The sequence below is a fragment of the Shinella sp. genome, assembly GCF_049651085.1.
Lineage (GTDB): Bacteria > Pseudomonadota > Alphaproteobacteria > Rhizobiales > Rhizobiaceae > Shinella.
Genome location: NZ_JBASBL010000026.1, coordinates 152019 through 171257, shown reverse-complemented (window position 1 = coordinate 171257; position 19239 = coordinate 152019). Strand labels below are relative to the sequence as shown.

The window sequence follows — 19239 nt, the reverse complement described above, 5'->3', positions numbered from 1 at the left end:
GAGAAGGCCGGGCTTGCGCCCGGCCTTTCTGTTTGTGCTCAGTCCTTGAACTGGGCGAATTCGGGGAAGACGGCCTCGAAGCGTGTCAGGTAGCGCTTCAGCTTCGGCCGGCCGCGCTGCCACTTTCCGGCAAAGCGCAACTCGATGTAGCGCAGCATGGCGGCCAGCGCGAAATGGCCGGCATTGGGCTTCTTGCCGAGGCGCGGCATGTTGGCCTCCAGATGATCGAGCGCGCGCTCGACTTTCTGCCATTGCCGGTCGATCCACGGCTGATAGACCTTTTCCTCCGGCCGCATGCGGCGCTCGTAGACGATGGAGAGCAGGCTGTCGCAAATGCCGTCGGCCGTCGCCTCCAGAATGTCGACCTCGGTACGCTTGACCGCATTGCGCGGATAGAGCGAGCCGCGTGTCTGGCGGTCGATATAGTTCATGATGGCCCGGCTGTCGTAAACGCCAAGGCCGTCATCGGTCTGGAGCGCAGGAATTTTACCCAGCGGGTTGGCTGCGAGCAGTTCGGCGGGGTCGGCGCTTGTATCGACCGCGATTTCTTCCGGCGCAAGTCCGGCATAGAGCGCGGCCATGCGCACCTTGGTGGAGTAGGGCGAGTTGGCGGAATAGAAAATCTTCATCGGCTGTGTCCTGTTTAGCGGATGGGCAATTGTTCGATGGATTTGGCACGGCAGGCGGCGCGATCGACGGCGGGGCAGGCACGGAAGGAGAGGTCCGCCGTCATGCAGATGCGGACCTCCTCGAGCCGCCCGTCCTCGCAGGTAACGGCAATGCTCCTGCGGTCGAGGCCGGGATTGGCGGCGATGAAGGTTTCCTCGACGGCGTCGGGTGACAGGCGGGCCATGCCGCGCTGTGCTTCCAGCCCGGCGGGAATGCGGATGCGCTCGAAGGCCGCCCGGGTGACGGCGAAATAATCCCTCTGGCCAAGGCCCGAGCAACTGCCGTGCTTGCGCCACTGGTGGCCGATCAGGCCCATCGAGGGAATGATATCGAGGATGGTGCGACCAAGCGATTCCGGCACCCGGTCCGGCTCGCGCGTCGAGCAATATTCCGGGTATCCGCGCTCGTTCTGCGGCCAGAGGCCATGCACGATGAAGCCGTTGTTCTCGCCGCGGCGGCATTGCTGTGTCCTGCCCGCCGAATCGTTTTCTGCGCACCAGGTCGGCGACCAGGAGAGCGACAGGACGTAGAAGTCGAACCCCTTGCCGCGCGGAAGCTGCGCCTGTGCTTGCGACGCCTTGCGGCTGGCCTCTGCCTTCTGTTTTTCAGCCGGTTTTTCCTCGCTGCAGGCGGTGAGCAGGGCCAGGCCGGCGAACAGCAGCCCGGCGGACCGCACGAGGGTGGAGGAGGGCAGCCGATTCATTCTGCGGCTGCAAGGAAAGGCGTCATGCGGATCTCCCGGTTCGGCGCGCGATTGTTGCCGCCGAACGGCAAAGGTCAAGAGGTCTTTGCTTCTCCCGCGATCCAGAAGGCGCGCGCCGAGGCGAAGCGGTCCTGCGCCAGCCGCTCCTTGAGGAAGGGCAGCAGCACGTCCAGTTCCTGCTTCAGCGTATAGGGCGGATTGACGACGATCAGGCCGGAGCCCGTCAATCCCGTCGTTTCCCGGTCGCTCCTGACCGTGAGTTCGGCGCAGAGCATCTTCGCAATGCCGGTTTCCTTCAGCGCCTTGTGGAAGGCGGCGATGGGGGCGTTCTTCTTCAGCGGATACCACAGGCAATAGACCCCGCCGGCAAAGCGGCGCACGGCCTTTTCCAGCCCGTCCACCAGCCGCTCGTATTCCCCCTCGATCTCGAAGGGCGGATCGACCAGCACGATGCCGCGCTTCTCCTTGGGCGGCAGATGCGCGCCGAGCGAGAGCCAGCCGTCGAGCTGGGTGATGCGGCTCTGGAAATCGCCGTCGAAGAGGCGGTGCAGGGTCTCGTAGTCGTCCGGATGCAGTTCCATGGCCGAAAGCCGGTCCTGCGGACGGAAGAGCATGCGGGCAAGTTTTGGCGAGCCCGGATAATAGGTTAGCCCGCCGTCCGGATTCAAATCGTGAACGGCCTTCAGGTAGGGAGCGAGGATTTCCGCGGCAGCCGGCGGCATCTCGCCGTCGAGCAGCCGGCCGATGCCGTCGCGCCATTCGCCGGTCTTCTGGGCTTCCTCGCTGGAAAGATCGTAAAGCCCGATGCCGGCATGGGTGTCGAGCACGCGAAAGGCCTTGTCCTTGGCCTGCAGGTAGGCGATGAGCCGCGCGAGCACGGCATGTTTCAGCACGTCCGCGAAATTGCCGGCATGGTAGATGTGACGATAGTTCATGCGGTCCCCGCGGCGATCAAGCGCCCTGATGCGACGATGAATTGTTGCGATGGTAGAATGATTTGCCTTTTGGCCATTCACGCTCTGCAATATAGAAAAGCCATGAACGTTGCGACCCCCCATCTTGGAAAACCGCGGATCGGCCATTCAGCCTGCCCGCACGACTGTCCCTCGACCTGCGCGCTCGATGTCGAGATATGCGCGGACGGCCGCATCGGCCGCGTCAAGGGCAGCGCCGACAACAGCTATACGGCCGGCGTCATCTGCGCCAAGGTCGCGCGTTACGCCGAGCGCCTCTACCATCCCGACCGGCTGATGAAGCCGCTGGTGCGCAAGGGGGAGAAGGGCGGCGGCGAATGGGCCGACATCTCCTGGGAGGCCGCGCTCGACGCCATCGCCGAAAGCTTCGTCAAGGCCGAGCAGGCCTACGGCACGGAGGCCGTCTGGCCCTACTACTACGCCGGTACGATGGGCCTCGTGCAGCGCGATTCCATCGAGCGCCTGCGCCACGCGAAACGCTATTCCGGATTCTTCGATTCCATCTGCACCAACCCGGCCTGGACCGGTTTCACCATGGGGGCCGGCACGCTGCGCGGTCCCGATCCGCGCGAAATGGCGAAGTCCGATTGCGTGGTGATCTGGGGCACCAATGCCGTGTCCACGCAGGTCAACGTGATGACCCATGCGGTGAAGGCCCGCAAGGAGCGCGGCGCGAAGATCGTCGTCATCGACGTCTACGACAACCCGACGATGAAGCAGGCCGATATCGCGCTGAAGCTGAGGCCAGGCACCGACGCGGCGCTCGCCTGCGCCGTCATGCATGTCGCCTTCCGCGACGGCTATGCCGACCGCGCCTATATGGAAAAATTCGCCGACGATCCCGCTGGCCTCGAAGCGCATCTTGCGACCCGCAGCCCTTCCTGGGCGGCCGACATCACCGGCCTTGCCGTCGAGGAGATCGAGACCTTCGCCGCGCTCGTCGGGCAGACGAAGAAGAGCTTCTTCCGCCTCGGCTACGGCTTTACCCGCAGCCGCAACGGCGCGGTCTCCATGCATGCGGCGCTCTCGGTCGCCACCGTGCTGGGCTCCTGGCAATATGAAGGCGGCGGCGCGTTCCACAGCAATTCCGGCATCTTCCATCTGCGCAAGAGCGAGCTGATGGGCATGAAGTTCGTCGACCCGGATATCCGCATGCTCGACCAGTCGCAGGTCGGCCGCATTCTTACCGGTGACGCCGTCGCGCTGCGCGATCGCGGTCCCGTCACGGCCATGCTCATCCAGAACACCAATCCGGTGAATGTCGCTCCCGAGCAGCGCCTGGTGAAGCAGGGCTTCCTGCGTGACGATCTCTTCGTCGCGGTGCACGAGCAGTTCATGACCGATACGGCAAAGCTTGCCGATATCGTGCTGCCCGCCACGATGTTCGTCGAGCATGACGACATCTATCGCGGCGGCGGCCACCAGCACATCCTGCTCGGCCCGAAGCTGGTCGACCCGCCGGGGGGCGTGCGCACCAATCTCTTCGTCATCGAGGAACTGGCCAGGCGTCTCGGCGTCGACACCCTGCCGGGCTTCGGCCTTTCCGAGCGCGAGCACATCACTCGCATGCTGCCTTATTACGAAATGGATTTTGACGGGCTGCAGCAGGAGAAGTGGATCGATTGCCAGCCGGACTTCGAAACGGCGCATTTCGCCAAGGGGTTCGGTTTCCCGGACGGGAAATTCCGGTTCCGCCCGAACTGGACGGACACGCCGGCGCCCAACAAGCCGCCCAAGGTGCTCGGCGCCTTCGGCCCGCACGAGGCGCTGCCGGCTTTCCCTGATCATGTCGACGTCATCGAGACGGCGGACGCGGCGCACCCGTTCCGCCTTGCGACCTCGCCGGCGCGCACCTTCCTCAATTCCACCTTCACCGAAACCAAGGGCTCGCGTGAACGCGAGGGCCGGCCGGAGGTGATGATCCACCCGGTGGATGCGGTTGCGGGCGGCATCGCGGAAGGCGATATCGTGCGCATCGGCAATGTGCGCGGCGACATCCGCCTGCATGCGAAGGTGACGGACGGGGCGAAGCCCGGCGTGCTGATCGCCGAGGGCATCTGGCCGAACTCCGCCCATCTCGATGGTGAAGGCATCAATGTGCTGACCGGTGCCGATCCCATCGCGCCCTATGGCGGCGCTGCTTTCCACGACAACCGCGTCTGGCTGCGCAAGGCCTGACCTCGAAGGATCTCTCATGCGCGTAGAAAAGCCGTCGCCCGTCCGCATCGTCGAACAGAAGACGGTCTGGAAGCGCTTCATCCATCTCAGCACCCTCGTTCTGGAGCAGGTGCGCCAGGATGGCCGGGTCGAACGGCTCGACCGTGAGGTGCACGATCACGGCGCGGCCGCCGCCGTGCTGCTGGTCGACCGCGCCCGCCAGACCGTCATCCTCGTGCGGCAGTTTCGTCCGGGCGCCTTTCTCGGCGGCCATGCGGACGGCTTCCTGCTGGAGGTGCCGGCGGGCCTTCTCGATGACGACAGCCCGCAGGAGGCAATCGGCCGCGAGGCGATGGAGGAGACCGGCTATGCCGTGCGGGATCTGCGCCATGTCTTCGATATGTTTGCAAGTCCCGGCACCCTGACGGAGCGCGTCTCCTGCTTCGCCGCCCATATCGATGCCACCAGGCGCCAAGGCGAGGGCGGTGGCGTGGACGGCGAGGGCGAGGGCGAGGATATCGAGGTCGTCGAAATGCCGATAGACGAAGCCTATGGCCTCGTTTCAACCGGCGGTATCGTCGATGCCAAGACGATCATGCTGCTGCAATGGCTGATGCTTCACCGCGGCACTTTCGGCTGACGCGACGGGTGATTCCCTCCGCGGGCCGTGGGCTTGTCGCGGAACGGGAAAGATGCGGCGTCGTTCCGCGCTGGTGAACCGCCCGTCCTTCTTGCCCGATCCCGCCGGTTTGCGGGTGGCAACCGCCGCAGATCACCCGGCAAAAGACCCGCAAGCCTTGACAAACGGACGTGGTCATGCGCTTTTCCGCGCGATTTTCTTGGTCGCTGCGCCGGGTTCTTCCCGCGCGGCCTTTCAGTATTTCAGGATACCACGATGCACCCATACCGCAGCCACACCTGCGCCGCTCTCCGCAAGTCGGATGTCGGCGGCAACGTCCGTCTTTCCGGCTGGGTCCACCGCGTTCGAGATCATGGCGGCGTGCTGTTCATCGACCTGCGCGACCACTACGGCATCACCCAGGTCGTCGCCGACCCGGACAGCCCGGCCTTCAAGAAGGCTGAAACCGTGCGCGGCGAGTGGGTGATCCGCATCGACGGCACCGTCAAGGCGCGCACCGACGACACGGTCAACAAGACCATGCCGACCGGCGAGATCGAGCTGTACGCGCAGGAAATCGAAGTGCTTTCCGCCGCCAAGGAACTGCCGCTGCCGGTCTTCGGCGAGCCGGACTATCCGGAAGACGTGCGCCTCAAGTACCGCTTCCTCGACCTGCGCCGCGAGACGCTGCACAAGAACATCGTCAAGCGCACGCAGATCATCTCCTCCATGCGCAAGGGCATGGGCGAGGCGGGCTTTGCCGAATACACGACGCCGATCCTGACCGCTTCCTCGCCGGAAGGCGCGCGCGACTTCCTCGTGCCGTCCCGCACCCATGAAGGCAAGTTCTTCGCGCTGCCGCAGGCGCCGCAGCAGTACAAGCAGCTCCTGATGGTTGCCGGCTTCGACCGCTACTTCCAGATCGCGCCGTGCTTCCGCGACGAAGACCCGCGCGCCGACCGCCTGCCGGGCGAGTTCTACCAGCTCGACGTCGAGATGAGCTTCGTCACCCAGGAGGACGTCTGGGAAACGATGGAGCCGATGATGACGTCGGTCTTCGAGGAGTTTGCCGACGGCAAGCCCGTGACCAAGAAGTGGCCGCGCATTCCCTATGACGAGGCGATCCGCAAATATGGCTCCGACAAGCCGGACCTGCGCAACCCGATCGTCATGGAAGCTGTCACCGACCACTTCGCCGGTTCCGGCTTCAAGGTCTTCGCGAACATGATCGCGTCCAACCCGAAGGTCCAGGTCTGGGCGATTCCGGCCCGGACCGGCGGCTCGCGCGCCTTCTGCGATCGCATGAACGCCTGGGCACAGAGCCAGGGCCAGCCCGGCCTCGGCTATATCTTCTGGCGCAAGGAAGCCGACAAGATGGAGGGCGCAGGTCCGCTCGCCAAGAACATCGGCGAGGAGCGCACGGAGGCGATCCGCACGCAGCTCGGCCTCGAGGACGGCGACGCCTGCTTCTTCGTTGCCGGCGATCCGGCCAAGTTCTACAAGTTTGCCGGCGAAGCCCGCACCCGCGCCGGCGAGGAGCTGAACCTCGTCGATCGCGACCGCTTTGAATTCTGCTGGATCGTCGACTTCCCGTTCTACGAATACAACGAGGAAGAAAAGAAGATCGACTTCGCCCACAACCCCTTCTCCATGCCGCAGGGCGGCATCGAGGCGCTCGACGGCAAGGACCCGCTGGAGCTGAAGGCCTACCAGTACGACGCGGTCTGCAACGGCTTTGAGATCGCTTCGGGCTCGATCCGTAACCAGTCGCCGGACCTGATGGTCAAGGCGTTCGAGAAGGTCGGTCTCAGCCAGTCGGATGTGGAAGAGCGCTTCGGCGGCCTCTACCGCGCCTTCCAGTACGGTGCCCCGCCGCATGGCGGCTGCGCCTTCGGCATCGACCGTGTCGTCATGCTGCTCGTCGGTGCGAAGAACCTGCGCGAAATCTCGCTCTTCCCGATGAACCAGCAGGCGCAGGACCTGCTGATGAACGCGCCGTCGCCGGCAACGCCCGCGCAGCTGCGCGAACTGGCGCTGCGCGTCGTTCCTTCGCCGAAGAAGGACTAAGCTGCGGAGCGGATATTCCTGAAAAGGGGCCGGTGGAAACACCGGCCCCTTTTTTTGACGAAAGACGCCACAAAGCCGCGAATTCGCCGCCAGTCGATCCCAATTTCGTGCGCAATCAGTCGAAATGCACCCTTAGCGTGAATTTTCGCCCGAAGAGGCGAACCATGACTGGAGGGACTTTCATGACCAATACCGAAAGGGACGATGCCGTCCCGACACCATCCCGGCCGGCACGCGATAGCGAGCCGCGCGGCAACCTCTCGACGTTCCTGCGTTCGCCCGGCGTCAAGTTCATCATGATCGGCATTATCTCCGTGGCGCTGCTGGTGCCGCTGCTCCTCGTCTGGGGCCTGACGGAAGAGCGGGCGCAGCGGGCAACGGATGTCTCGCGCCGCATCGCCACGGGCTGGGGCGGCGCGCAGTCGATCAACGGGCCCTACATCGCCGTGCCCTTCGACGTGCAGCGCAGCCGCCAGGTGGATGGCCGCACCATCGTCGAGCCGGTCACCGAATGGGCGCTCGTCATGCCCGAAACGCTGGACGTGACGGCGGACCTGACGACAGAGGAGCGCCGGCTCTCGATCTACACGCTGCCGGTCTATAACGGTGCGCTGACGCTGAAGGGCCGCTTCGGCAGCAACATCCTGCAGGACCTTGCGCAAATCGCCGGCACGCCGCAGCTCGACCGTGCCATCCTCGTGCTCAACATCAACGACATTACCGGCATCCGCTCCGATGCCGGCGTGAAGATCGACAATGGCGCGGTGCGGCCGTTCGATCCCGGCATGCGGCAGATTTCCGCCATGGCCGAAGCGGGGGCGGACGGCTATGCCACGCCGCAGAGCAGTGTCGGCGTGCATAGGGCAATCGAGCGTCCGCTCGTCGAAAACGGCTTCGCCTTCGAGATCGCCCTGTCGCTCAACGGTTCGCGCAGCTTCGCCCTCGCACCGGCCGGCCAGACGACGACCTTCTCCGCGAAGGCGAACTGGCCGCATCCGGGTTTCGAGGGCGTCTTCCTGCCGGAGGAGAAGAGCGTGACGGAAGCGGGATTTTCCGCGAAGTGGACGATCCCCTATCTTGCCCGCGGCATCGATCGTGTCGCCGTCGGCCCGACCCTGCCGCTCGCGGGCAGCATCATGAGCATCAACCTCGTCGAGCCCGTGCAGTTCTACCAGGTGGTCTCACGCACGCTGAAATATTCGATCGGCTTCATCTCGCTCGTCTTCCTCGCCGTCTTCGTCGTGGAGCTGAAGGGCGGGCGCATGGTGCACTGGATCCAGTATGTGCTGACGGGGCTTGCGCTCATCGTCTTCTACGTGCTGCTGCTGGCCCTTGCCGAGCACACCGGCTTCACCATCGCCTATGCGGTTGCCGCACTTGCCACGACCCTCCTGATCGCGGCCTATCTCGGCAGTGCGACGGGCAGCCGCAGGAACGGCCTGGCGCTCGGCGCCGTGCTGCTGTCAGCCTATGGCGTGATGTATCTGGTGCTGCGCGAGGACGAATATGCACTGCTCGCCGGCGCGCTGATCTCCTTCGTCACCATTGCCGCGACGATGTACGCGACGCGGCGCGTCGACTGGTCTGCCCCGGCGCAGACCCGCTGAGACCTCGTCTGCAGCAAAAAAAGCCCGGAGCGATGCTCCGGGCTTTTCATTTCCAAAGGTCTGGAACGGCCTGTTACTGGTTGGCCGTAACGGAAACGCCGAGAACCTGCGGGATGGTCTGCGGTGCGCCCATGGCGGCGCCCATGATCATCGGGAACGGCACCGGCTCCTTCGGCTCGGCGCTGATCCGGATGCTCTTCGGGTCGTCGAGGTAGGTGTTGACGGCAGCCGAGATCTGGTTCTGCAGGTCGGGCATGTTGAGCTGCGCGATCATGAGCGGAACAAGGCCCTTCAGGGACTGGGCCATCTGGTCGCCCGTCACGCCCTGTTCGCCGCCGGCGTAGTCGAGCAGCTTCTTGGTGATCGAGGCGTCCTCGAACGAGATCGAGGCGTTGTTGAAGGTCAGCTGCTGGACGAGGCCCATCATGGACATGCCCATGGCGGCATTGGCCTCTTCCTTGTTCGGGTTGCTTTCTGCTGCCTTGAGGGTTTCCTGCATGCTCTTCAGGAAGTCGAGCGTGTAGCCAGAGAAGGCGAGGCTCAGGTTGAGGCGGCCGATATCCTTGAAGTCGAAGGCATATTCATCGACGGTCAGCTTGCCGCTGGCCAGTTCCCAGCTGCCGGACATGCTGACCTTGCCTTCCAGCGAGTGGAGAGCCAGCTTGTCGAGCGTTTCCTTGGCCTTGGGGTCCTCGACCGAGGTGAGGTCCGCCTTGAGGTCGGACATCGTCGCGTTGAATTCGAGGCCGGCATCGTCGTCCATGCGGGTCATGTTCGCTTCCATGCCGGACATGGAGAACACTTCCTTGCCGTTGGCGGAGACGCTGACCGGGCCGGAGGAGGCCGATTCGTACATCATCAACGATTCGAGCGTGCCGGCAACGACCTCGCCGGGGATCGAGACGCCGGTGATCGCGAGATCCTCGGCCGTGACCGTCGTTTCCTTTTCGGTAACGTTGATATCCTCGAACGAGACGGTCTCGATCGTGTAGCCGCCGTCGCCGTCTTCCTCGACGCCGTCCATCGTGATGGTGCCAAGCTTGACCGGTGCGTCGCTGCCCGTCGCCGTCAGTTCGGCGCCTTCCAGCGTCACGGTCGAGCCGTCGACGCCGACATTCGTGGAACTGATCGATACGCCGCTGGTGGCATAGGTGGCGTTCAGCTTGGCCATCAGATCCGCGCCATCAAGCGCGAAGGCGGGGCTTGCCAGGGTGGCGAGCGCTGCGCCGGCGAGAAGGGTGCGGAAATGGGAGGTGCGCATCATTGATTGGTTCTCTTTCTGATTTTTCTACGGCTGCTATGCCGTTACCGCTCATAGACGAGCGGTGCGGCGAATATATTCATGCCAGCGGCAGTTTCCACGCAATTCTGTGTTGTTGATGGCAGATTTCAAAGAAGCGTCACAAACCGCTATCCACAGCCCGATTGGCCTGATTCCTTGCCGCGAATCGGTCAAGCGTCTAGTCAAGACCCATGGGACAAAACACTTTGCCGCCGGACGGCGGAGACGACAACATCCAACCGGTCGATCTGAAGGCAGCGCTGGAAGAGCGCTACCTTGCCTATGCGCTTTCGACCATCACGCAGCGCGCGCTTCCGGATGTCCGCGACGGCCTGAAACCGGTCCATCGCCGCATTATCCACGCGATGAGCGAACTGGGCCTCAAGTCCAATTCCTCCTTCAAGAAATGCGCGCGTATCGTCGGCGACGTCATCGGTAAGTTCCACCCGCACGGCGACCAGTCGGTCTACGACGCGCTGGTGCGCCTGGCGCAGGATTTCTCGCAGCGCTACCCGATCGTCGACGGCCAGGGCAATTTCGGCAATATCGACGGCGACAACGCCGCCGCCTACCGATACACCGAAGCGCGCATGACCGAGGTCGCCTCGCTGCTGCTTGAAGGTATCGAACAGGATGCCGTCGATTTCCGCCCGACCTACAACGAGGAAGACGAAGAGCCGGTCGTGCTGCCGGGCGCCTTCCCGAACCTGCTGGCGAACGGTTCCTCCGGCATCGCCGTCGGCATGGCGACCTCCATTCCCTCGCACAACGTGCATGAACTGTGCGACGCGGCGCTCCATCTCATCCGCAATCCCGACGCGGAAGTGGAGAAGCTCGTCGAATTCGTGCAGGGCCCGGACCTGCCGACCGGCGGCATCATCATCGATAGCCGCGAAAGCATCATCGAGGCCTACCGGACGGGCCGCGGCGGTTTTCGCGTCCGCTCCAAGTGGCAGACGGAAGATCTCGGCCGCGGCGGCTACCAGATCGTCATCACCGAGATTCCCTATCAGGTGCAGAAGTCGCGCCTGATCGAGAAGATCGCCGAGCTACTCATCGCCCGCAAGCTGCCGCTGCTCGAGGACGTCCGCGACGAATCGGCCGAGGATGTGCGCATCGTGCTGGTGCCCAAGAGCCGCACCGTCGATCCGACGATCCTGATGGAATCGATGTTCAAGCTCTCCGAGCTGGAAAGCCGCATTCCGCTCAACATGAACGTCCTGTCCATGGGCCGCGTGCCGCGCGTCATGGGCCTCAAGGACGTGCTCGTCGAATGGCTCGCCCACCGGCGTGAGGTTTTGCAGCGCCGCTCGCGGCATCGACTTGCGGCCATCGACCGGCGTCTTGAAATCCTCGGCGGCTATCTCGTCGCCTATCTCAATCTCGACGAGGTGATCCGCATCATCCGCGAGGAGGATGAGCCGAAGGTTTCCATGATGGAGACCTTCTCGCTGACGGACGTGCAGGCCGAGGCGATCCTCAACATGCGCCTGCGCTCGCTGCGCAAGCTCGAGGAATTCGAAATCCGCACCGAATTCGACAACCTGTCGAAGGAGAAGGCGGAGATCGAGGCGCTGCTCGCATCCGACGAGAAGCAGTGGCAGACCGTCGCCTGGGAAATCGGCGAGGTCCGCAAGAAATTCGCCAAGGCGACCGAACTCGGCCGCCGCCGCACCCAGTTCGCCAGCGCGCCTGAGGCCGATATCGAGGCGATCCAGCAGGCCATGATCGAGAAGGAGCCGGTCACGGTCGTCATCTCGGAAAAGGGCTGGATCCGCGCGCTGAAGGGGCATATCGCCGATACGTCCGGCCTCCAGTTCAAGGAGGGCGACGCACTGAAGGTCGCATTCCCCGCGCAGACGACGGACAAGGTTCTGATCCTCACGACGGGCGGCAAGGCCTTCACGCTCGGCGCTGACAAGCTGCCGGGCGGTCGTGGCCATGGCGAACCGCTGCGCATCATGGTCGACATGGAAAACGACCAGGACGTGCTGACGGCCTTTGTGCATGACCCGTCCCGCAAGGTCATCGTCGCCTCGCAGGCCGGCAACGGTTTTGTCGTTTCGGAAACCGAGATGGTCGCCAATACCCGCAAGGGCAAGCAGGTGATGAATGTCGGCATGCCGGACGAGGCAAAGCTCGTCGTGCCGGTGCGCGGCGATCATGTCGCCGTCGTCGGGGAAAACCGCAAGATGCTGGTCTTCCCGCTGGCGCAGCTTCCGGAAATGACGCGCGGCAAGGGCGTGCGCCTGCAACGCTACAAGGACGGCGGCGTCTCCGACCTCCGCTGCTTCGCGCTCGCCGACGGTCTTACATGGGACGACAGCGCCGGCCGCAACTTCGTGCGCAACAAGGACGAACTCACCGAGTGGATGGGCGACCGCGCCAGCGCCGGCCGCACGGTCCCGAAGGGTTTTCCGCGCAGCGGAAAATTCAGCGGCTGATCAGCCGGGGTAGGGGGCGCTGACGTCGCGCAAAAAGCGTGTCGCGCCCTCTTCATCGATCTCGCCGGCTGCGACGGCGAGGACGAAGGCGACCACATCAGCCTGCGACGCCTCGATCAGGAAGCCGTTCAATATCAGGAACGAGAATGCGGCGAGGAAGCCCGTTCGCTTGTTGCCATCGGAAAACGGATGGTTGCGCACGATGCCGTAAAGGTAGGCGGCCGCAAGCTCGAATAGAGCCGGGGTGCCATAGGCTGCCTTGTCGAGAGGGTGCGCCAGGGCAGCTTCCAGCGCATTCTCAACCGTCACCCCGTAGCCGGGACCTCCGCCGCCGGGTCGCCATCCTTGGCGGCGCGGGTCTTTGAGCGCATCTGCCAGAGCGAATGGGCCAGCAGCGCGAGGATGAGGATGGTGCCGCCGATGAGGGTTTGGGTGGTGGGTGTTTCGGTAAAGACGATCCAGACCCAGATGGGCGCGAGCACTGTTTCCACGAGATAGAACATGCCGACCTCCGGCGCCGAGAGGTAGCGCGGGCCTGTCGCCAGACACCAGAAGGCGAGCGGCAGCAGGACGATCCCGTTGAACAGGATGTAGATGGGCTCGGCGACCGTGAGGCCGCCCTCGGGAAGCAGGAACAGGCCGGCCCCGCCCGATATGAGGGATGCGACCAATGGAACGAATCCCATGTCGGCGCCGCTGCTGCGGCTGAGCGTCAGGGCGCTTGCGAGCATCAGCGCCGAGCAGGCGGCCATCGCATCGCCGAAAAAGTTTCCGCTCGCCAGCCCCTCGTTGACGATGAGGATGACGCCGATGACCATGGCGGCCATGGTTGCCAGCGTTGCGTTGCTCGGCCGTTCCCCGAGGAAAATCCAGGAAAGGATTGCGGCGAACATCGAGGTGAACGCCAGGATGAAGACGACGTTCGCCGTCGTCGTATTGAAGACCGCCAGCATGAAGGTCAGCGAGTTGACGGCGTAGAACAAGGCGATCAACAGGCCCTTGCGGCCGGGCACGAGGACGGTCTTCCGGCGAAGGACGACGTTCAGGAAAGCCCACAGGACGAGAGCCATCAGGAACACCGAGAGATTCCGCAGCACGAGCATCGACCAGAATTCACCATCGGCGGAACGGATCAGCGGAATGTCGAAGGAGAGGGCAAGGCCGCCGATGGCGGTGATCAGGAGGCCCTTGCGGTGAAGGGCGGCATTGCTTGTTGAGGGCACGTCGGGACCAGTTCTGGTTTATGCGGCGGAATTTTCGCCATCATAGCGCTCCCAGCCGCGCGGCATCAGGTGTTCTTGCGGCAGATACTTTGTTTTATAGTCCATTTTGCGCGATCCCTTGACCCAATAGCCGAGGTAGACGTGCGGCAGGCCGAGCGTCCTTGCCCGGCGGATATGGTCGAGAATCATGAAGGTGCCGAGCGAACGGTCGGCGGCTTGCGGATTGTAGAAGGAATAGACCATGGACAGGCCGTCGCTCATGCGGTCGGTCAGCGCCACGGCAAGCAATTCGCCCTGCGGGCGTTCCTTGAGGCCGGAGCCTTCCTCGCGCAGGCGGTATTCGATGATCTTCGTGTTGACGTGGGTATCCTCCACCATCATCGCATAGTCGAGCACCGACATGTCGGACATGCCGCCCTTCTGGTGGCGGGCATCGAGATAGTGGCGGAAGAGGGAATATTGCTCGCTGGAGGGCTCGGCCGGATATTCGTGCGAGATCAGGTCGCGGTTCTGCGCCAGCACGCGGCGCATGGTACGGCGGGGCTCGAATTCGTTGACGAGGATGCGCACGGAAATGCAGGCGCGGCAGGTCTCGCAGGCCGGGCGATAGGCGATGTTCTGGGAGCGGCGGAAGCCGCCCTGGGTCAGGAGATCGTTCAGTTCCGGCGCACGCTCACCCACCAGGTGGGTAAACACCTTCCGTTCCATCTCCTGCGGCAGATAGGGGCAAGCCGCCGGCGCGGTCAGATAGAACTGCGGAGAGGATGTTGCCTGCGTATTCATCGGCCGTGAGGCGACTCCGTCGGTGTGTGACGCTTGTATGCCAATACCATGGCTCAGTTCACAAAAAGGTCAACTGCCGCATGACCCTTCCCGGCATATTCGATCCGGAGAAAGGGCCATGCGCAGGGGACGACGCGGCTCGCCCTTCGGGCTTGTCGCCCGTCAGGCGTAGCCGCGGCGGACCATGACGGTGCCGAGCAGGAGATCGTGCAGCAGGCGGCCGCGATCGGTGAAGAGGCCGACAAGCACGATGAACGGCGTCAGCAGCGCATTGCCTATCCAGAACAGGACGAGGTGAACGATCGCTGTCAGGAAATCCACCGACCGGCCGTCGACGCGGGCCAGGGCAAGGCCCATGACATTCATGCCGGCGCTCGCCTGGCTCGGGCCGCCCATCGTCAGGCCGAAATAGAGCATGGCGACGATGACAAACAGCGCCGGATACAGGAAAAAGCCGAGGCCGAGCGTCAGGATGCCGAGGAAGAAAACCACGACGGCTGCGGGAATCCACAAAAGGGCGACGATCGCATAGTCGATCAGAAAGGCGAAGATCCGCCGCGACAGCACGCCGCGATAGGCCTGCCAGTCCGAAGACGGAATCCGCGTTTCGTTGAAATCAGCGCTCATCTGGTTGTCTCCTGCATGGAACATGCCTGACATATGGGAATGTTCTGATGGAAAACAACGGCAGAAGGTTGTCGGATCACTCTCCTCCGCCATGAGGGAGGAGAATGGAGACAGGCGTGGTTCAGCCCTTGCGCGCCAGATGCCGCGCCACGTCCATCGCGAAATAGGTGAGGATGCCGTCGCAGCCGGCGCGCTTGAAGGCGAGCAGGGTTTCGAGCATGACGCGTTCGCCGTCGATCCAGCCGTTCATCGCAGCGGCCTTGATCTGGCTGTATTCGCCCGAAACCTGATAGGCGAAGACCGGCAGGCCAAAAGCCTCCTTCATGCGCCAGCAGATATCGATATAGGGCAGGCCGGGCTTGACCATCAGCATGTCCGCGCCTTCCTCGACGTCGAGCGCCGCGTCGCGGATCGCTTCGGTGCCGTTTGCCGGATCGATGTAGTAGGTCTTCTTGTCACCCTTGAGCAGGCCGCCGGTGCCGATGGCATCGCGATAGGGGCCGTAAAAGGCGGAGGCGAATTTCGTCGCATAGGACATGATGCCGACATTCTGGTGCCCGGCTTCGTCGAGCGCCTGCCGGATCACCCCGATGCGCCCGTCCATCATGTCGGAGGGGGCGATGATGTCGGAGCCGGCATCGGCCTGAACGACGGCGGCCCTTGCCACCAGTTCGACCGTCTCGTCGTTGACGATGACGTCGCCGCGCAGCACGCCGTCATGGCCGTGACTGGTGAAGGGGTCGAGCGCCACGTCGGTGATGACGCCGATGTTGGGCACGGATTTCTTGATGGCGCGCGTCGCCTCGTTGATGAGGTTGTCGGCAAGAAGACTGTTCGAGCCGGTCTCGTCGCGCAGGTGCATCTCGATGTTGGGGAAGGTTGCGATCGCCGGAATGCCGAGATCGGCCGCTTCCTTGGCTGCCTCGACGAGCTTGTCGACGCTCATGCGGTTGACGCCTGGCATGGCGGCGATGGGATCGATGACATTCGTGCCGGGCACGACGAAGACCGGCCAGATGAGATCGTCGACCGTCAGGCGGTTTTCCTGCACGAGCCGGCGTGTCCAGTCGGCCTTCCGGTTGCGCCGCATGCGGCGATGGCCGGTGATGTCGTCGACGATGTTCCGTGTGCCGGTCATGCTGCTTTTCCTCGGGTGGATGCGTTGCCGCCTCCTTACCATGTCGGCCGCGCCAATCAAATCACGCGCGCGAGGGAGCGGGCTGCGGCATATGGCCGTGCATGACGCGTTTGCGGGCTTTATGCCGGCCGGCCTTGCCCTTACTGTCCGCCTCATGGTTTCTGATTCTGCCAAGGGCCCCAGGCCAAGCCTGACCGAAACGCTTTTCATGCTGTTCCTGCGGCTGGTGGCGGTGGCCTCGCTATGGTTCGCGCTTCAGTACTGGGCGATGCTGACCGGCTTCTCCCTGGAAGGGCAGGGGCGTTTCGACCTGCTGCCGCCAGCCTGGAAGGCAGCGTCCACGGCGCTTGCCGTACTCTTCCCCGTTGCCGCCGTCGGGCTCTGGCTTCTGGTGTCCTGGGGGCCGGTGATCTGGCTCATCGCGGCGGCGACCGAGGTCGCCATGCACGAGGTCTATCCGTCGATTTTCGGCATCAACCGGTTGCTGGTCTATATGCACCTCACGGTTACCGTCGTTTTCGTTCTTTTCCACGTGGCGCTCTTCATCCAGCGGCGGCGCCAGGCACGGACGGTAAGAACTGATTCACCCTGAGACACGGTCGCGCTCTGGTAAGGTGCTGTTAAGGCTGCGGTTTAAGTAGAATTTTAGATGCATTCGTTAGGTTCTGACTCAAGGCGGGAAACAAACCAACACCGCCAAACGAAACAGTGAGGCAGAAACCATGAACACCAAGATCAAGACGCAGCAGGTCCCCGCCGTCGATCCGCAGGAAGACGCGATCCGCAACCTCTATCTCGAATCCCTCCACCTCGTCGAACGTCTGCACCGTCGCCTGCTCGACGTCGTCAAGGACGAATTCGACCGCGCCGGCCGCTCCGACGTCAATGCCATCCAGGCGCTGCTTCTGTTCAACATCGGCAATTCGGAACTGACGGCAGGCGAGCTGCGCTCGCGCGGTTACTATCTCGGCTCGAACGTTTCCTACAACGTCAAGAAGCTGGTCGATCTCGGCTTCATCAACCACCAGCGCTCGCGCATTGACCGCCGCTCGGTCCGCATCAGCCTGACGGAAAGCGGCCAGGAAGTCGCCGAGACCGTCGCCAAGCTTTATGAGCGCCATATCGGCTCGATCCAGAAGGTCGGCGGCATCGGCGAAGGCGAGTTCAACCAGATGAACAAGCTGCTCCAGCGTCTCGATCGCTTCTGGAACGACTCGATCCTGTATCGCCTGTAATTCCAGACGATTTTCCGACCTCCTCCTAAAAGCCGGCCGCGTCCCCTGCGCGTCCGGCTTTTCCCGTTTTTCGTGCCGGCGCTCGCGGCGGGCGGGGGGCTGCGAGACACGAATTGGCCATATTGCTATGAGACCCGGACAATGGGTTCAGGTATGCGCGAACGGCAAGTCCGGTTTGCGTTTGTTAACCCTGTTCGTGATAGCTGCATCGGGTATGGACCCTTTGGTCGACGTGCCGCGTGCACCTCGCCGCTGATGCGGCGTCTCAGGAGATGGTAGGATAGATGTCTCGCAAAAACGGATTTGATGTGTTCTCGCGCCGCGCGTTCCTGCGCTCCGCCGCAACCTTCGGCGCGGCCGCCGTGGCCGGCCCGACGCTGGCCCAGACGGCGCTCGACGACATCCTCAATGCTCCGCGCCGCGGCAACTGGGACGACCAGTTCGACGCCGAGGCTTCGCGTACCGCCACCGCCGTCGTCTCCAACAACCCGATTTTCGGCTCCGGCAGCTCCGGCTACCTCCAGCAGGCGATCGTCGATTACCAGAACATCGTTGCGAATGGTGGCTGGCCGATGGTCAACACGCAGCAGAAGCTGGAAATGGGCGTCTCCGATCCGGCCGTGCAAGAGCTTCGCCAGCGCCTGATCATCTCGGGCGACCTGCCGCGTTCCGCCGGCACGAGCGGTGCTTTCGATTCCTACGTGGATGGCGCCGTCAAGCGCTTCCAGGCCCGCCACGGCCTGCCGGCCGACGGTTCTGTCGGCGAATATACGCTGAAGGCGCTCAATATTCCGGCCAATGTGCGGCTCGGCCAGCTTCAGACGAACCTCGTTCGTCTTCAGGCCATGTCCGGCGATCTCGGCCGCCGCTATGTCACGGTCAATATTCCGGCCGCCTATATCGAAGCCGTCGAGGATGGCCGCGTCGCCTTGCGTCACACCGCCATCGTCGGCAAGATCGATCGCCAGTCGCCGGTGCTGAACTCCAAGATCTATGAAGTCATCCTGAACCCTTACTGGACCGCGCCGCGCTCGATCATCCAGAAGGACATCATGCCGCTGATGCGCAAGGATTCGACCTATCTCTCGCGCAATTCGATCCGCCTGTTCGACGGTAGCGGCGGTGAAGTCTCGCCGGAAACGGTCGACTGGAACGCCGAAAAGGCGCCGAACCTGATGTTCCGTCAGGATCCCGGCAAGATCAACGCGATGTCCTCGACGAAGATCAACTTCCACAACGAGCATCAGGTCTACATGCACGATACGCCGCAGCAGGGCCTGTTCAACAAGCTGATGCGCTTCGAATCGTCGGGCTGCGTGCGCGTGCAGAACGTGCGCGATCTCTCCCTCTGGCTTCTGAAGGACACCCCCGGCTGGTCGCGCCAGCAGATGGAGGCGACCATCAAGAGCGGCGTCAATACGCCGGTCAAGCTCGCCCAGGAAGTTCCGGTCTTCTTCACCTACATCACCGCCTGGTCGGCCAAGGACCGCGTCGTGCAGTTCCGCGACGATATCTACCAGAAGGACGGCGCCACCGAGCTCGCCCTCCAGACCGGCTACAACCAGGAAGGCGGCCAGTCCGTCGAAAGCGACCTTCTGCCGCAATAAGGCTATTTATGTGATTTTTCAAAGGCCTCGCTTTCCGCCGGGAAGCGGGGCCTTTGTTCGTCGGGCTTCGGGCGAAGTGTCGCATTTATTTCGTAAGACGTACG

Annotated in this window: 17 protein-coding genes; 8 read left to right on the top strand and 9 right to left on the bottom strand. The window is 63.4% G+C overall.

What is annotated here, in order from left to right:
- Positions 1–38 precede the first annotated feature (38 nt).
- The 3 genes from WA950_RS16825 to WA950_RS16815 all read right to left on the bottom strand — a co-directional run bounded on the left by WA950_RS16825 (position 39) and on the right by WA950_RS16815 (position 2307).
- Entirely contained in the window at positions 39–629 is a 591-nt protein-coding gene (locus WA950_RS16825) for a glutathione S-transferase (protein ID WP_424552864.1), read from the bottom strand.
- Between the two features lie 14 nt (positions 630–643).
- Positions 644–1372 (bottom strand): ribonuclease T2 family protein, encoded by a 729-nt coding sequence (locus tag WA950_RS16820; RefSeq protein WP_424552863.1) that lies wholly within the window; start codon positions 1370–1372, stop codon positions 644–646.
- Between the two features lie 74 nt (positions 1373–1446).
- Complete coding sequence (locus WA950_RS16815) at positions 1447–2307, bottom strand: 23S rRNA (adenine(2030)-N(6))-methyltransferase RlmJ (RefSeq protein ID WP_424552862.1); 861 nt, start codon at positions 2305–2307, stop codon at positions 1447–1449.
- Between the two features lie 36 nt (positions 2308–2343).
- On the opposite strand from WA950_RS16815, the gene WA950_RS16810 reads away from it, so the two are divergent.
- From WA950_RS16810 to creD, 4 genes are all read left to right on the top strand, one after another.
- On the top strand, positions 2344–4524 hold the full coding sequence (locus WA950_RS16810; RefSeq protein ID WP_424552973.1) for a molybdopterin-containing oxidoreductase family protein: 2181 nt from the start codon (positions 2344–2346) through the stop codon (positions 4522–4524).
- 16 nt (positions 4525–4540) lie between these two features.
- On the top strand, positions 4541–5143 hold the full coding sequence (locus tag WA950_RS16805; protein WP_424552861.1) for an NUDIX domain-containing protein: 603 nt from the start codon (positions 4541–4543) through the stop codon (positions 5141–5143).
- A gap of 255 nt (positions 5144–5398) precedes the next feature.
- Positions 5399–7189, top strand: a complete 1791-nt coding sequence (gene aspS / locus WA950_RS16800) for an aspartate--tRNA ligase (protein WP_424552860.1) — start codon at positions 5399–5401, stop codon at positions 7187–7189.
- 182 nt (positions 7190–7371) lie between these two features.
- Complete coding sequence (gene creD / locus WA950_RS16795) at positions 7372–8796, top strand: cell envelope integrity protein CreD (protein WP_424552859.1); 1425 nt, start codon at positions 7372–7374, stop codon at positions 8794–8796.
- Positions 8797–8869: 73 nt separating this feature from the next.
- Here creD and WA950_RS16790 read toward each other — a convergent pair whose 3' ends face one another.
- Positions 8870–10060, bottom strand: a complete 1191-nt coding sequence (locus WA950_RS16790) for a hypothetical protein (protein ID WP_424552858.1) — start codon at positions 10058–10060, stop codon at positions 8870–8872.
- Between the two features lie 209 nt (positions 10061–10269).
- On the opposite strand from WA950_RS16790, the gene parC reads away from it, so the two are divergent.
- A complete protein-coding gene (gene parC, locus WA950_RS16785) occupies positions 10270–12522 on the top strand; it encodes a DNA topoisomerase IV subunit A (protein WP_424552857.1) in 2253 nt (750 codons plus the stop codon).
- Here parC and WA950_RS16780 read toward each other — a convergent pair whose 3' ends face one another.
- The 5 genes from WA950_RS16780 to hemB form a co-directional block, all read right to left on the bottom strand.
- Positions 12523–12831, bottom strand: a complete 309-nt coding sequence (locus WA950_RS16780) for a type II toxin-antitoxin system death-on-curing family toxin (protein WP_424552856.1) — start codon at positions 12829–12831, stop codon at positions 12523–12525.
- Positions 12828–13745, bottom strand: coding sequence for a DMT family transporter (locus tag WA950_RS16775; RefSeq protein WP_424552855.1), 918 nt, complete (start codon positions 13743–13745; stop codon positions 12828–12830). The genes WA950_RS16780 and WA950_RS16775 overlap by 4 nt, the downstream gene beginning before the upstream one ends.
- An 18-nt stretch (positions 13746–13763) precedes the next feature.
- The gene (locus WA950_RS16770; RefSeq protein ID WP_424552854.1) at positions 13764–14528 is read right to left on the bottom strand and encodes an arginyltransferase; all 765 of its coding nucleotides are present in this window, start codon (positions 14526–14528) and stop codon (positions 13764–13766) included.
- 162 nt (positions 14529–14690) lie between these two features.
- Positions 14691–15155 carry an RDD family protein gene (locus tag WA950_RS16765; RefSeq protein WP_424552853.1) on the bottom strand — a complete coding sequence of 155 codons (465 nt, stop codon included), beginning with the start codon at positions 15153–15155 and terminating at the stop codon, positions 14691–14693.
- A gap of 121 nt (positions 15156–15276) precedes the next feature.
- Complete coding sequence (gene hemB / locus WA950_RS16760) at positions 15277–16293, bottom strand: porphobilinogen synthase (RefSeq protein WP_424552852.1); 1017 nt, start codon at positions 16291–16293, stop codon at positions 15277–15279.
- A 154-nt stretch (positions 16294–16447) separates the two neighbouring features.
- Here hemB and WA950_RS16755 point away from each other — a divergent pair, with 154 nt between their 5' ends.
- The 3 genes from WA950_RS16755 to WA950_RS16745 all read left to right on the top strand — a co-directional run bounded on the left by WA950_RS16755 (position 16448) and on the right by WA950_RS16745 (position 19135).
- Complete coding sequence (locus WA950_RS16755) at positions 16448–16885, top strand: DUF6163 family protein (RefSeq protein WP_424552972.1); 438 nt, start codon at positions 16448–16450, stop codon at positions 16883–16885.
- A 130-nt stretch (positions 16886–17015) separates the two neighbouring features.
- Complete coding sequence (gene ldtR / locus WA950_RS16750) at positions 17016–17528, top strand: transcriptional regulator LdtR (RefSeq protein WP_424552851.1); 513 nt, start codon at positions 17016–17018, stop codon at positions 17526–17528.
- A 284-nt stretch (positions 17529–17812) separates the two neighbouring features.
- The gene (locus tag WA950_RS16745; protein ID WP_424552850.1) at positions 17813–19135 is read left to right on the top strand and encodes a L,D-transpeptidase family protein; all 1323 of its coding nucleotides are present in this window, start codon (positions 17813–17815) and stop codon (positions 19133–19135) included.
- Positions 19136–19239 lie beyond the last annotated feature (104 nt).